Source organism: Promicromonospora sp. NPDC023987, assembly GCF_040639055.1.
Lineage (GTDB): Bacteria > Actinomycetota > Actinomycetes > Actinomycetales > Cellulomonadaceae > Promicromonospora.
On record NZ_JBEZZF010000048.1, the window covers coordinates 1 to 14,175 of the forward strand.

The following is a 14,175-nucleotide window of genomic DNA, read 5'->3' on the forward strand; positions in this document are numbered from 1 at the left end:
TCAGCCGTGAAGCCAAGCATTTCCATACCCAACTTGGTGTCGGATACGTCTGTGCCCTCGGGGTACCCAGCGATTCGGCCCAGAACCCGGGGAGGTTCTGGGCCGAATCGCTGGGTAGGCGCCGTCGGACGTCCCGCGTTCATGTCGTGTTCAACGTTAGGGTCAGGACCGTGCACCTCAAGACGCTCACGCTCCGGGGATTCAAGTCCTTCGCGTCGGCGACCACCCTCGAGCTGGAGCCGGGCATCACCTGCGTGGTGGGCCCCAACGGCTCCGGCAAGTCCAACGTGGTCGACGCGCTCTCCTGGGTCATGGGCGAGCAGGGCGCCAAGTCGCTGCGCGGCGGCAAGATGGACGACGTCATCTTCGCCGGCACGTCCGGCCGCGCGCCGCTCGGCCGCGCAGAGGTGGCCCTGACCATCGACAACACCGACGGCGCGCTGCCGATCGACTACACAGAGGTCACGATCTCCCGCACGCTGTTCCGCAGCGGCGGTTCCGAGTACGCGATCAACGGCAACAGCTGCCGCCTGCTGGACATCCAGGAGCTCCTGAGCGACTCGGGCATCGGCCGCGAGATGCACGTCGTGGTGGGGCAGGGCCAGCTCGACGCCGTGCTGCGCGCGACGCCGGAGGAGCGACGCGGCTTCATCGAGGAGGCCGCGGGTGTCCTCAAGCACCGCAAGCGCAAGGAGAAGGCGCTCCGCAAGCTCGACGCGATGCAGGGCAACCTCGCGCGCCTGGGCGACCTGACCGCTGAGCTGCGCCGCCAGCTCGGCCCGCTCGGCCGGCAGGCCGAGGCGGCGCGCAAGGCCCAGACGGTGCAGCGGGACCTGCGCGACGCGAAGTCGCGCCTGCTCGCCGACGACCTCGCGCAGCTCACCGCACAGCTCGAGCAGGAGCGCGCGGACGAACGGTCCCTCAAGGAGCGCCAGGCCGAGACCGAGGCGGCCCTGGCGGAGGCGCGCGGCAGGCTGGCCCGGCTCGAGGCGGCGATGTCGGCCGAGTCGCAGCAGGTCAGCCAGGCCGGCGACACGGTCTTCGCGCTGTCCCAGACGCGGGAGCGCCTGCGCAGCCTCCAGTCCCTGGCCGGTGAGCGCGCCCGGCTGCTGGGCACCGCCGAACCCGCCCATCAGGGGCAGGATCCGGACGACCTGGAGGCGCAGGCGGCCCGTGCCCGGGCGAGCGAGGAGGAGCTGGTCACCGAGGTCGAGGTGGCCCACGAGGTCGTCGAGACCGCCGTCGACGCGCGGGCCGAGGCCGAGACCGCCGCGCAGGAGGCCGAGCGGACCCACGCGGGCCTGCTGCGGGCCGCCGCCGACCGCCGCGAAGGCCTCGCCCGCCTGTCCGGCCAGGTCGCCGCGCGGCGCAGCCGGGTCGAGGCCGCGCAGTCGGAGCTGGACCGGTTGCGCGACGCCCTCCTGGAGGCGGAGGAGCGGGTGGCGGGTACCTCGCGCGAGCTCGGGGCGCTCGAGTCCGAGGTCGGCGGGGGCGAGGACGGCGAGGAAGGGCTCGACGTCGCGCACGAGGCGGCCTCCGAGGTGCTCGAGCTGGCGAAGGCCGAGGTGCGGCACCTCCAGGAGCAGGTGACGACGGCACAGCGGGACCGCAGCGCCGCGGCCGCCAAGGTCGAGGCACTGGAGCTGAGCCTGGACCGCAAGGACGGTGCCGGCACGCTCCTGGCCGCCAACCAGGCCGGGGTCCTTGGTTCGGTGGCCGCGCTCCTGGGCATCGAGGCCGGTTTCGAGGACGCGGTGGCCGCCGCGCTCGGCCCGGTGGCGGACGCCGTCGCCGTCGCCGGCGTCGACGAGGCCGTTGATGCGCTGCGGCTGCTCCGGGACGAGGACGCCGGTCGTGCCAGCCTGGTCGTCGGCTCGGACCGGACGGCTGCCCACGACGCCGACCGTCCGGCCGTCGAGCTCCCCGCGGGAGCCCGGTGGGCCACCGAGGTGGTGCAGGTGGCGGGCCCGGCGTCGGCCGCGCTGCTGACGATCCTGCGGGACGTCGTCGTGGTGGACGACCTGGCGCGGGCTCGTGCCCTCGTGCGTGACCAGCCGGTGGTCGCGGTGACCCGGGCCGGTGACCTGCTGGGTACCGCACGCGCCTGGGGCGGCTCGGCCGCCGCGCCGAGCGTGCTGCACCTGCAGTCGGCGCTGGACCAGGCCAAGGCCGACCGCGACGACGCGGCGGCCCGGGAGACCGACGGTTCGGCGCACCTGGAGCGCGCGCGCGTCGAGCGTACGGCGGCGCAGGAGCGGTACGACGAGACGCTCGCCCGGCTGGGGGAGGCGGACGCGGCGCGCGCCGCGGCCGCCGAGCAGCTCGGTTCGCTCGGTGCGGCCGCACGCGCCGCCCAGGCGGAGGCCGACCGGCACCGCGCCGCGCTGGACCAGGCGCAGGCGCGTCGCGAAGAGGACGAGATCGAGCTCGAGGCGCTCGTCGAGCGTCTGACGATCGCCGAGGAGGAGCCCTCCGACGGTGAGGGCTCGATCGACGCGGTGCAGGCCGAGCGGGACACTGCGGCCGCCGCTGCCACCGCGGCCCGAGCGCGGGAGACCGAGGCCCGGCTGGCCCTGCGCACCGCCGAGGAGCGGGCGCGCGCGGTGTCGGGCCGGGCGCAGTCGCTGGCCGCGGCGGCCGAGCAGGAACGCGCGGCCCGCGCCCGCGCCGCCGAGCGCGAGGAGCTGCGGCGTCGTGACGCGGCCCGCGCGACGCTGGTGCAGCAGGCGGTAGCGGTGGCGCTCGAGGCGATCGCGCGGTCGCTGGACCGGGCGGTGGCCGACAAGGCGGCGGCGGAGGAGGCACGCGCGGCGGGCTCTGAGCAGCTGGTCGCGGTGCGGGGGAGCGTGGAGTCGCTGACGGGCGAGCTGCGCGAGCTCACCGACGTCGCGCACCGGGACGAGGTCGCTCGAGCACAGCAGATGCTGCGTCTGGAGCAGCTCCAGACGCGCGCGTCCGAGGAGCTGGGCATGGACCCGGACGTCCTCATGGAGGAGTTCGGCCCGCACCAGGAGGTCCCGGTCTACGAGGGCGACGCGGCGGTCCGCGGACGGCGACGGCGCGCCGTCGTGGAGCGGGACGACGAGGGCAACCCGATCCGGTACGAGGGCGACCCCAACCTGCCCCGCGGCGCGGCGGCGCGTGAGGACGCCCTCATCGCGCGGACGCGGGCCCTGCACGAGGCGGGCCTGCGGCCGGACGACCCCGCGGCCACCGCCGTCGTCGTCGCGGCCGCCGGGGCGGAGCCGGAGGAAACCCCTGTCGACGGCGAGCCCGTCGAGGGTGAGGAGGCGGCTCCCGGCGAGCCGAAGCCGGACCGGATGGTCCCGTACGTCCGCGAGGAGCAGGAGGCCCGGCTGGCGAAGGCCGAGCGCGCGCTCTCCCGGATCGGCGCAGTGAACCCCCTGGCCCTGGAGGAGTTCGCGGCCCTGGAGGAGCGGCACCAGTTCCTGGTGGACCAGCTCGCCGACCTGAAGAAGTCGCGCGAGGACCTGCTGCAGATCGTCGACGACATCGACGAGCGCGTGCAGCAGGTGTTCGCCGAGGCGTTCCAGGACACCGCCGCAAAGTTCCTGGAGATCTTCCCGCGGCTGTTCCCCGGCGGCGAGGGCAAGCTGACGCTCACCGAACCGGAGAACCTGCTCACCACCGGCATCGAGGTCGAGGCGCGGCCCGCCGGCAAGAAGGTCAAGCGGCTGTCGCTGCTCTCGGGCGGCGAGCGCTCGCTCGCCGCGGTGGCGTTCCTCGTGGCGATCTTCAAGGCCCGGCCCAGCCCGTTCTACATCATGGACGAGGTCGAGGCGGCGCTCGACGACGTCAACCTCGGCCGGCTCATCGAGATCTTCAAGGAGCTGCAGAAGGACAGCCAGCTCATCGTGATCACGCACCAGAAGCGCACGATGGAGGTCGCGGACGCCCTCTACGGCGTGACGATGCGGGGCGACGGCGTCACGACGCTGATCAGCCAGCGGATGGGCGACCGGGAGACGGTCATCGCCTGAGTCGGAGGTGCAGCGCAGGGTGTGGGCCGAGGAACGAGGCACGCGCCCGGAGCGGAACCGCAGGCTCAGGCGAAACAGGTAGAGCCTGAGTCGGAGGTGCAGCGCAGGGTGTGGGCCGAGGAACGAGGCACGCGCCCGGAGCGGAACCGCAGGCTCGGGCGAAACAGGTAGAGCCTGAGCCGGAGGTGCAGCGCAGCGGAACGAGGCACGCGCCCGGAGCGGAACCGCAGGCTCGGGCGAAACAGGTAGAGCCTGAGCCGGAGGGTGAATTTTTGCCCCCCGCAGCCGGAAATTTTCAGGTGTGAGGGAATTCTCCCGCCCTCCGCGGGCGTGTTGCGCGGCGTGTCGCGGCGCTCTGCACGGCAGGACCGGACAAGACGCGACACAATAGACCCATGTGGTGGTCGGTCATTCTGCTCGTTGTGTGCTTGGTCCTGGCGGTCGGTGTCTTCGTCGTCGCCAGCCAGATGGACGCGCCTTCGAACAAGACCGAGCAGGTCTCGTTCCTCCAGTGGTTCCGGTCCGGCATCGCACATCTTCGCGGTGACGCCAAGCGGCGCAAGGACGGCCGTCGCCTCGGGGCCTCCGCCGTCGCGACGCACGCGGTGGGTGCCCCGTCCGTCTGGGTCGGCAAGCCGCCGGTGGTCAAGCCGGACATCTCGCCCGTCGACATGGGCATGTCCGAGTTCTTCGCGGCGACCATCGAGTCCAAGCCGGGCTATGTCGACGCCGAAGAGCTGACCGACGTGCTCAACCGCGCGCGGGACCAGGCGCAGAAGACCCTGCACGTGCCGCTCGGTCCGGTGCCGCTCAAGCCCGCCAACCTCGTTCCCGGGCAGCTCAGGGCCGTGCGTCCGGCGCAGAACGTGCAGAACGTGACGCCGGAACCCGCCGTCGGCGAGGGGCCGGCCCAGGCCGCGAGCTAAGTCTGCTGTCTTCGGCCGTACTCAGAGTGCGGTTCGTGCGCCGAACCGCAACCTCTGCGTCGTTGGACCCCGCCGGGGCGCGCCGAACCGCAACCTCCGCGTCTGGATCGTCGGCAGCCGAAGGTTACGAGTCCAAACGGGGTCCGATGCACGTGTTCCTTGCGGCTCGGCGCCATCGTCGACCGGTAACTTGCGGCTCGGCACCGCCAGGACCAGCCTCTATGGACATTCCGGATGGGTGGCCTGACCGAGCCGGCGCGACGCCGGACCGGGGTGCCCGCACCGTTGTCCGCGGGATGAAAGAATCTGGGGCGTGAACGAGCTTCCCTGGATCGAGATCATCGCCGCCCTCATCGTCATCACGGGGGGAGGCGGTATCGCCGGCTGGGTCGCCACCAAGCGCCGGAGGCGCAGCCAGGACCAGGCTGGCGGCACCGCGACCGTCGAGCGCGAGCGGACGGCGGACCCGGAAGCGGCGGCGGTACCCGGCACGACGGTCGAGCCGGACGCCACCGTCGAGCCGGTCGAGACCCCGACGAAGCCCGCCCGACCCGTCGTCGAGACCCCGGCGCCCACAGCCGGCCGCCTGGTACGCCTCCGTGACCGCCTCGCACGCTCCGGCTCGCCGCTCGGCGCCCGGCTGCTTTCCGTCCTGTCCCGCGACTCGCTCACCGAGGACGACTGGGACGAGATCGAGGAGGAGCTGCTCCTCGCGGACGTGGGCGCCGGCCCCACCACCGAGCTGCTGGAGGCGCTGCGGACCAAGGTTCGCGTCCTGGGCGTGCGGGAGCCCGCCGCGGTGCGCGACCTGCTGCGCTCCGAGCTCGTCGCGCTCCTCGACCCCGCGCTCGACCGCACGCTGCGGACCGAGCCGACCACCGCGGAGGACGGCACGCACCTGCCGGCCGTGACGCTCGTGGTGGGCGTGAACGGTACGGGCAAGACGACGACGGTCGGCAAGCTGGCCCGCGTGCTGGTGGCGGACGGCCGCAGCGTCGTGCTCGGCGCCGCAGACACGTTCCGCGCGGCCGCCGCCGACCAGCTCACCACGTGGGGCAACCGGGTGGGGGTGCCGACGGTGCGCTCCGACCGGGAGGGCGCCGACCCGGCGTCGGTCGCGTTCGAGGCGGTCGCGCGAGGGCGCGACGAGAAGATCGACGTCGTGCTGGTCGACACCGCGGGGCGCCTGCAGAACAAGGCGGGCCTCATGGACGAGCTCGGCAAGATCGTGCGGGTCTCCAGCAAGGTCGCCGCTCCGAGCGAGGTCCTGCTCGTGCTGGACGCGACCACCGGACAGAACGGCCTCTCGCAGGCCCGCGTCTTCGCGGAGGTCGCCGGCGTCACGGGCATCGTGCTGACCAAGCTGGACGGGACCGCCAAGGGTGGGATCGTCGTGCAGGTGCAGCGAGAGCTCGGCGTCCCGGTCAAGCTCATCGGCCTCGGCGAGGGCCCGGACGATTTGGCGCCGTTCGACGTCGACGAGTTCGTGGACGGCATCCTCGGGTGAGCCGGAGACGCAGCGCAGGGTGTGGGCCGAGGTACGAGGCACGCGCCCGGAGCGGAGTCGCAGGCTCAGCCGACACAGGTAGAGCGTGAGCCGGAGCGGAGTCGCAGGCTCAGCCGACACAGGTAGAGCGTGCGCCTGCCACCCCGGGTGTGAAACGAGACGTTTACCCTCCTCCGGCCTGCTTCACGCGCCCGTAACTCCAAGGTGTGTCCGGTGAAACGGTCCTTCGCGACTGTGTTGCGAGCCCAGCACTCCGAGCTGGCCAAGAGAGGATCGTCATATGGAACTGGACACCGGAGCCACAGCGTGGATGCTGATGTCAGCGTCCCTCGTGCTCCTGATGACTCCCGGCCTTGCCCTGTTCTACGGCGGGATGGTCCGGGGCAAGTCCGTGCTCAACATGATGATGATGTCGTTCGGGGCCATTGCCGTGACCGGTGTCATCTACGTGCTGTGGGGCTGGTCGATGTCGTACGGGGCCGACGTCGCGGGCATCTTCGGCAACCCGTTCGACCAGTTCGGTCTCTCCGGTGCGATCTACGACGACGCCGGTGAGTTCATCATCGACGACTTCGGCGTGCCCGGCATCGTCGGAGTCGGTTTCCAGGCGACGTTCGCCATCATCACCGTCGCCCTGATCTCCGGGGCGATCGCGGACCGCGTGAAGTTCGGCTCGTGGCTGGTGTTCGTCGGGCTGTGGGTAACGCTCGCGTACTTCCCCATGGCGCACATGGTCTGGGGCGGCGGCCTGCTCTCGCCCGACGGCCCGTTCGCGAGCATCGCGACGCCGATCGACTTCGCCGGCGGCACGGTCGTCCACATCAACGCGGGTGCTGCCGCTCTCGTGCTCGCCCTGGTCATCGGCAAGCGGAAGGGCTTCGGGTCGGAGCCCATGCGCCCTCACAACCTGCCGCTCGTCATGCTGGGCGCCGCGCTCCTGTGGTTCGGCTGGTTCGGGTTCAACGGCGGTTCGGCCTTCACCGCCGACGGGTTCGCCGGCCTCGCCTGGGTCAACACCACCGCAGCCACCTGTGCCGCCATCCTCGGCTGGCTGGTCGTCGAGAAGCTGCGTGACGGCTCCGCCACCTCGCTCGGTGCCGCGTCCGGCGTGGTCGCGGGCCTCGTCGCCATCACGCCCGCCGCCGGTGCGCTGAGCCCGGTCGGCTCCGTCGTCGTCGGCGCGATCGCGGGCGCCCTGTGCGCCTTCGCGGTCAGCCTCAAGTACCGGTTCGGGTTCGACGACTCGCTCGACGTCGTCGGCGTGCACCTCGTCGCGGGCCTCTGGGGCACTGTCTCCATCGGCTTCTTCGCCACGGAGAGCGGTCTGTTCTACGGTGGCGGCGCCAGCCAGCTCGCCGTCCAGGTGATCATCGCCGTGATCGCCGTCCTCTTCTCTGCCGTCGTCACGCTGGTCCTGGCCCTCGCGATCAGGCCGTTCGGCTGGCGTGTCTCCGAGGAGGCGGAGGTCAGCGGCATCGACCTCGCGGTCCACGGGGAGACGGCCTACGAGAACTCCGGTTCCACCATCACCGAGGCGCGCTGACCGTGTTCACGGTCCAGCGCCCGACCGCTAGGGAGGTACGCGCATGAAGCTCGTCACGGGGATCGTCCAGCCCCATCGGCTCGACGACGTCAAGACGGCGTTGGAGAGTGCCGGTGTCCGGGGGATGACGGTGAGCGAGGCCAGCGGCTACGGCCGGCAGAAGGGGCACACGGAGGTCTACCGCGGTGCCGAGTACACCGTCGACCTCGTGCCGAAGGTCCGGGTGGAGGTCCTGGTGGCCGACGCCGACGTCACGGCGGTCACCGACGCGATGGTCGGCGCCGCGCAGACCGGCAAGATCGGCGACGGCAAGGTCTGGGTCGTGTCGGTCGACGACGTGGCCCGCGTACGCACCGGCGAGCACGGCGACGCCGCCCTCTGACGGGAGCGGCCGACGACGCATGACACGTGACCCGGTGTCCGAGGACGCCTGGGAGCAGGCCCAGGCTCCGCGCCCCGCTGACGGGGTGCGGGGTCTGCGCGAGCAGCTCCTCACCATCGCGGCCGACCTCACCGGACCGGGCCGATCAGGCCAGGCCCGGCGGTCCGCCGTCGGGCAGCGGGTCACGGACCGCCTCGGTGCGCTGTTCGCGGACGCGACGAGGGACGTGGTGCCGACGGGCATCGCCCTGGCGGCGGTCGGGAGCCTCGGCCGTGACGAGCTCGGGCCCCTGAGCGACCTGGACCTCGTGCTCGTGCACGACGGCCGCTCGCACGGCGCCGAGGACCTGCGACGCGTGGCCGAGCGCCTCTGGTACCCGCTGTGGGACTCCGGCGTGGACCTCGACCACGCGGTGCGGTCCCTCAGCCAGTGCCGCCAGGTGGCGGCCAGCGACCTGCCCGCGGTGATCGGCTGGCTCAGCGTGCGCGCAGTCGCCGGCGACGCCGCCGTCGTGCACCGGGCGGCCTCGGTCGTGCTGAAGGACTGGCGCTCCGCCGCCCGACGCCGGCTGCCCGAGCTCATCACCTCCACGCGGGAGCGCGCGCAGCGGGCGGGCGAGCTCGCCTACCTCATCGAGCCGGACCTCAAGGAGGCGCGCGGCGGCATCCGGGACGCCGTCCTGCTGTCCGCGCTGGCCGCGACGTGGCTCACGGACCGTCCGCACGGTGCGGTGGACGCGGCGGCCACCCACCTGCTCGACGTCCGCGACGCCCTGCAGGTGGTCACCCGGCGCCGCACCAGCCGCCTGCTGCTGGCCGACCTCGAGGAGGTCGCCGAGCACACGGGCTACGACGACGGCGACGACCTCCTGGCCGGCCTCGCGGAGTCGGGCCGGAGCATCTCGTACGCGCTCGACCTGACGATCCGGCGGGCCCGGCAGGCCCTGACCCGCCCGGTCGGCGTCGGCAAGCCGCTGATGGTGCGCGGTCGCCGTACGCCGCCGCGGCTGCGGGTCGTTGGTGACGGCCTGGTGGAGCACGACGGCGAGCTGGTGCTCGCCGTCGGGGCGCGTCCGGCGACGGACCCGCTCCTGCCCCTGCGGGCCGCCGCGACGGCGGCCCGGACCGGGCTCGTGCTGTCGCCCGTGACGATCGGGAGCCTCGAGCAGTGCCCGCCCCTGCCAGAGCCGTGGCCGCCGCCCGCGCGCAAGAGCCTGCTGTCCCTGCTCGCGGCGGGGCAGGCGCAGGTTCCGGTGTGGGAGGTGCTCGACCTCGCGGGAGTCGTCACCACCTGGATCCCGGAGTGGGGAGACATCCGCAACCGGCCGCAGCGTGCGGCGATCCACCGGCACACCGTGGACCGGCACCTCGTGGAGACGGCGGCCGAGGCCGCTCGGCTGCGTCGCGGGCTGCCCGGTCCCGTGCCGGGATCGGGGCGCGCGGCCGCCGGCGACCTGCTGCTGCTGTCCGCGCTGCTGCACGACATCGGCAAGGTCCGCGACGCGCCCGACCACTCGGTGGAGGGTGCGCTCCGGGTGCCGCGCATCCTGGGCCGCGCGGGCTTCGCACGCCCGCTGGTCGACGACGTCACGCGCCTCGTGCGACACCACCTCACCCTGGCGGACCTGGCTGTCGGGGCCGACCCCGACGACCCGGCCACCGTCGCGGAGCTGCTGGAGGCGGTGGACCACCGGAGCGACCTGCTCCAGGTGCTGCGGGCGCTGACAGAGGCGGACACCACGTCCCTCGGGCCGAAGGCGTGGACGGACTGGCGCGCGCAGCTCGTGAACGGGCTGACGGAGCGAGCGCTCGCGCAGCTGCCCGGATGACTGGGCGTGTCTCGGGATCGGTTCGGTCCGGCGGTGGACGGCGGCCCGCGCGGACCGGTCCGCGTGTGGTGCACGCCGTCGATTAGGCTGTGCCCGTGTTCAATTCCCTGTCCGACCGGCTTACCTCGACGTTCAAGAACCTGCGCACGCGGGGCCGTCTCTCCGAGGCGGACATCGACGCGACCGTGCGGGAGATCCGCCGCGCCCTCCTCGACGCCGACGTCGCGGTCCCGGTGGTGCGCGAGTTCACCGGTGCGGTGCGCGAGCGCGCGCTGTCGTCCGAGGTGTCCGGTGCGCTGAACCCGGCCCAGCAGGTCGTCAAGATCGTCAACGAGGAGCTCGTCGACATCCTCGGCGGGGCGACACGCCCGCTCACGCTGGCCAAGACGCCGCCCACCGTCATCATGCTCGCGGGTCTGCAGGGTGCAGGTAAGACCACCCTGGCGGGCAAGCTCGCGCACGCGCTCAAGGGCCAGGGCCACACCCCGGTGCTGGTCGCCGCCGACCTGCAGCGCCCCAACGCGGTAACCCAGCTCTCCGTGGTCGCGGAGCGCGCCGGCGTCCCGGTCTTCGCGCCGCACCCTGGCAACACGTCAGAGGCGGACGACCCCGCGGCCGACGCACCGCTGATCGGTGACCCCGTCGGCGTGGCCAGGGACGGCGTGGCCTACGCCAAGGAACGTCAGCACGACGTCGTGATCGTGGACACCGCCGGCCGCCTCGGCATCGACGAGGTGCTGATGCAGCAGGCCTCGGACATCCGGGCGGCGGTGAACCCGGACGAGGTCCTGTTCGTCATCGACGCGATGATCGGCCAGGACGCGGTGAACACCGCGAAGGCCTTCGCCGACGGCGTCGACTTCACCGGCGTCGTGCTCTCGAAGCTGGACGGCGATGCCCGCGGTGGCGCCGCGCTCTCGGTCGCCAAGGTGACCGGCCGGCCGATCATGTTCGCGTCCACGGGCGAGAAGCTGACCGACTTCGAGGTCTTCCACCCCGACCGCATGGCGAGCCGCATCCTCGACATGGGCGACGTCCTCACCCTGATCGAGCAGGCCGAGAAGGCGTTCGACGCCGGCGAGGCCGAGAAGATGGCGGCCAAGGTCGCCAGCGGTGAGGACTTCACGCTCGCGGACTTCCTGGTGCAGATGCAGCAGCTGAAGAACATGGGCTCGATGAAGAAGATGCTCGGCATGCTGCCGGGCATGGCCCAGATGCGCGACCAGCTGGACCAGTTCGACGAGCGTGAGGTGGGTCGCATCGAGGCGGTCATCCACTCGATGACGCCGGCCGAGCGGGACAACCCGAAGATCATCAACGGCTCGCGCCGCGCCAGGATCGCCAAGGGCTCCGGTACCACGACGACTGCCATCAACCAGCTCCTGGAGCGGTTCGACAACGCCCAGAAGATGATGCGGCAGATGTCCAAGGGCGGTGGCATGGGGCCCGGCGGGATGCCCGCGATGCCCGGTGGCCCCGGCATGGGTATGGGCAAGAAGTCCCGTGGCAAGACGGCACCGCCGAAGAAGGGCAAGAAGGGCAAGTCCGGGAACCCGGCCAAGCGCGCCCAGCAGGAGAAGGAGGCCATGCAGCGTGCGCTCGGCGGTGGTGCCGCCAGCACGCCGTCGGCACCTGCGGGCTCGTCCTTCGGCCTCGCCGCCAAGAAGGACGAGGCCCCCGACGCGAGCAACATCGAGCTGCCGCCGGGCCTGGAGAAGTTCTTGGGTCGGTGACGGCGGCCGGTGACGGCGGCCGGTGATGGTGGCCGGTGGTTCCGGCGGGTGGTTGTCGCGGTCCCCGCGGGTGCGGACGGCCGCTGGTCGTGCGGGGGCAGGGCGTGTCCACAGTGTGAATCGGGGAGAACGAAGGAGCCGGATGTCTGCGCTGGAAGGTCCGACCGCGGCGATCCGCGGACGCATCCTGCTGGGTGACGACCGCGAGGCCGAGGAGATCTGGGTCCGCGGGGGCCGAGTCAGCCTGACCCGCCCGTCGGCGCAGGGCACGAACATGCAGGTGCTGGAGGGCTGGGCCGTGCCGGGCCTGGTCGACGTGCACTGCCATATCGGGCTCGCCGCCGACGGTGCCGTGCCCGTGGACGAGGCCGAGAAGCAGGCGGTGGCCGACCGCGACGCCGGGGTGCTGCTGATCCGGGACGCCGGCTCGCCGCTCGACACCGCGTGGGTGCACGACCGCCCCGACCTGCCGCACCTGCTGCGGTCCGGGACGCATCTGGCCCGACCCAAGCGGTACCTGCGCAACTACGGGCTCGAGCTCGATTCCCCGGAGCTGCTCCCGGAGGCCGTCCGTACGCAGGCCCGCCGTGGCGACGGCTGGGTCAAGCTCGTGGGCGACTGGATCGACCGCACGCTGGGGGCCGACGGCGACCTGCGCCCGCTGTGGCCCGACGACCTGCTCGCAGAGGCGGTCGCGGTGGCGCACGCCGAGGCGGCGCGGGTCACGGTGCACGCGTTCGCGACCGAGACCATCGACGGGCTGCTGGCCGCCGGCGTCGACTGCATCGAGCACGGCACGGGCATGACGGCCGAGCACATGGCAGTGGCGGCGGAGCGCGGGGTCGCCGTCACCCCCACCCTGCTGCAGGTCGGGCAGTTCGAGAGCATCGCGGCGCAGGCCGACGGCAAGTACCCCGTGTACGCGGAACGGATGCGCGCCATGTACGCGAACCGGTACCAGCAGGTGCGGGACCTGCACGCGGCGGGCGTCCAGCTCCTGGTCGGCACGGACGCCGGCGGGACCATCTCGCACGGCCGGATCGCCGACGAGTGTGCCGAGCTCGTCGCCGCGGGCCTCCCGGCGGCGGAGGTCGTGGCGATGGCGTCCTGGCGGGCCCGCGACTACCTGGGCTTCGGGGCTGTCGTCGAGGGGTCCAGCGCCGACCTCGTGGTGTACCCGGCGGACCCGCGCGAGGACATCGAGGTGCTGCGCCACCCCACGGCGGTGGTGCTGCGCGGCACGGTCTACCCGACGGCCCGCTGACAACTCCGTTGGTCGAGCCGGTCTCTCCGTTGGTCGAGCCTGTCGAGACCGCCGCCGGATCTCGACCGGCTCGATCATCGTGCGGGTGTGACGCACACGCGGTTGGTGGGCACCCCCGCCGTCTGGCACACTATGCAGGTACTCGGCGTGCCCGGACCCCTCTCATCTGGTCAGGCCGTGTCTCGGTCCCGCCCACTGCTCCAACCCCACGTAGCGGTGCTCGGACCATCCCATCAGAACCAGGAGCGACCACTTCGTGGCTGTCAAGATTCGTCTCAAGCGCCTCGGCAAGATCCGGGCCCCGTACTACCGTGTCGTCATCGCCGACTCGCGCACCAAGCGCGACGGTCGCGTGATCGAGGAGATCGGCAAGTACCACCCGACCGAGGAGCCGTCGCTCATCGAGATCAAGTCGGAGCGCGCACAGTACTGGCTCGGCGTCGGCGCACAGCCGACCGAGCAGGTCGCCGCGCTGCTCAAGGTGACCGGTGACTGGCAGAAGTTCAAGGGCCTCCCGGGTGCCGAGGGCACCCTGCGGGTCAAGGGCGAGAAGGTCGATGCCGCCGCCGCGATCGAGGCCGTCAACGCCGATGCCGAGAAGGCCAAGGCCAAGGCTGCCGAGAAGGCTGCTGCTGCCAAGGCCGAGGCTCCGGCTGAGCCGGCCGAGGGCGACGAGGCCTGATGCTCTCGGAGGCCCTCGAGCACCTGGTGCGCGGCATCGTGGACAACCCGGAAGACGTTCGCGTCTCCGCGAAGACGCTGCGCCGTGGTGACCTGCTCGAGGTCCGCGTGCACCCCGACGATCTCGGCCGGGTCATCGGCCGGGGCGGTCGCACGGCGCGCGCGCTGCGCACCGTGATCGGTGCGCTTGCCGCTGAGGGTCCGGTGCGGGTCGACGTCGTGGACGTCGACCGGCGCTGAGAGCAGTGCGCTGCAGGGCTGCCCGCCCTGCGCGTCGACGAGGCCCGGTCCGAACGCGGACCGGGCCTTG

The 14,175-nt window shown here is 72.5% G+C and carries 10 protein-coding genes; all 10 read left to right on the forward strand.

What is annotated here, in order from left to right; translation table 11 throughout:
- Window positions 1-170 precede the first annotated feature (170 nt).
- The 10 genes from smc to AB0F40_RS19215 all read left to right on the forward strand — a co-directional run bounded on the left by smc (window position 171) and on the right by AB0F40_RS19215 (window position 14,105).
- The gene (gene smc / locus AB0F40_RS19170) at window positions 171-4,001 is read left to right on the forward strand and encodes a chromosome segregation protein SMC (RefSeq protein WP_357471045.1); all 3,831 of its coding nucleotides are present in this window, start codon (window positions 171-173) and stop codon (window positions 3,999-4,001) included.
- Window positions 4,002-4,396: 395 nt separating this feature from the next.
- Window positions 4,397-4,927, forward strand: coding sequence for a hypothetical protein (locus AB0F40_RS19175; RefSeq protein ID WP_357471048.1), 531 nt, complete (start codon window positions 4,397-4,399; stop codon window positions 4,925-4,927).
- Between the two features lie 313 nt (window positions 4,928-5,240).
- Window positions 5,241-6,434 carry a signal recognition particle-docking protein FtsY gene (gene ftsY, locus AB0F40_RS19180; protein ID WP_357471051.1) on the forward strand — a complete coding sequence of 398 codons (1,194 nt, stop codon included), beginning with the start codon at window positions 5,241-5,243 and terminating at the stop codon, window positions 6,432-6,434.
- 280 nt (window positions 6,435-6,714) lie between these two features.
- A complete protein-coding gene (locus AB0F40_RS19185; RefSeq protein WP_357471053.1) occupies window positions 6,715-7,977 on the forward strand; it encodes an ammonium transporter in 1,263 nt (420 codons plus the stop codon).
- Between the two features lie 43 nt (window positions 7,978-8,020).
- Window positions 8,021-8,359: a P-II family nitrogen regulator gene (locus AB0F40_RS19190; protein ID WP_253869471.1), complete on the forward strand. Its 339-nt coding sequence runs from the start codon at window positions 8,021-8,023 to the stop codon at window positions 8,357-8,359.
- Window positions 8,360-8,378: 19 nt separating this feature from the next.
- Entirely contained in the window at window positions 8,379-10,187 is a 1,809-nt protein-coding gene (locus tag AB0F40_RS19195) for an HD domain-containing protein (RefSeq protein ID WP_357471056.1), read from the forward strand.
- Between the two features lie 95 nt (window positions 10,188-10,282).
- The gene (ffh, locus tag AB0F40_RS19200) at window positions 10,283-11,920 is read left to right on the forward strand and encodes a signal recognition particle protein (RefSeq protein WP_357471059.1); all 1,638 of its coding nucleotides are present in this window, start codon (window positions 10,283-10,285) and stop codon (window positions 11,918-11,920) included.
- Between the two features lie 142 nt (window positions 11,921-12,062).
- Window positions 12,063-13,184, forward strand: coding sequence for an amidohydrolase family protein (locus AB0F40_RS19205; protein ID WP_357471062.1), 1,122 nt, complete (start codon window positions 12,063-12,065; stop codon window positions 13,182-13,184).
- Between the two features lie 256 nt (window positions 13,185-13,440).
- Entirely contained in the window at window positions 13,441-13,866 is a 426-nt protein-coding gene (rpsP, locus tag AB0F40_RS19210; protein WP_357471065.1) for a 30S ribosomal protein S16, read from the forward strand.
- Window positions 13,866-14,105, forward strand: a complete 240-nt coding sequence (locus tag AB0F40_RS19215; protein ID WP_116674482.1) for an RNA-binding protein — start codon at window positions 13,866-13,868, stop codon at window positions 14,103-14,105. Before rpsP ends, AB0F40_RS19215 begins: the two co-directional genes overlap by 1 nt.
- The last annotated feature ends 70 nt before the right edge of the window (window positions 14,106-14,175 follow it).

What these genes read in the sequence shown, in the direction of transcription:
- AB0F40_RS19175 (WP_357471048.1), top strand. Translation starts at nt 4,397, where the DNA reads ATGTGGTGGTCGGTCATTCTGCTCGTTGTGTGCTTGGTCCTGGCGGTC.
- AB0F40_RS19185 (WP_357471053.1), top strand. Translation starts at nt 6,715, where the DNA reads ATGGAACTGGACACCGGAGCCACAGCGTGGATGCTGATGTCAGCGTCC.
- AB0F40_RS19190 (WP_253869471.1), top strand. Translation starts at nt 8,021, where the DNA reads ATGAAGCTCGTCACGGGGATCGTCCAGCCCCATCGGCTCGACGACGTC.
- AB0F40_RS19195 (WP_357471056.1), top strand. Translation starts at nt 8,379, where the DNA reads ATGACACGTGACCCGGTGTCCGAGGACGCCTGGGAGCAGGCCCAGGCT.
- AB0F40_RS19205 (WP_357471062.1), top strand. Translation starts at nt 12,063, where the DNA reads ATGTCTGCGCTGGAAGGTCCGACCGCGGCGATCCGCGGACGCATCCTG.
- AB0F40_RS19215 (WP_116674482.1), top strand. Translation starts at nt 13,866, where the DNA reads ATGCTCTCGGAGGCCCTCGAGCACCTGGTGCGCGGCATCGTGGACAAC.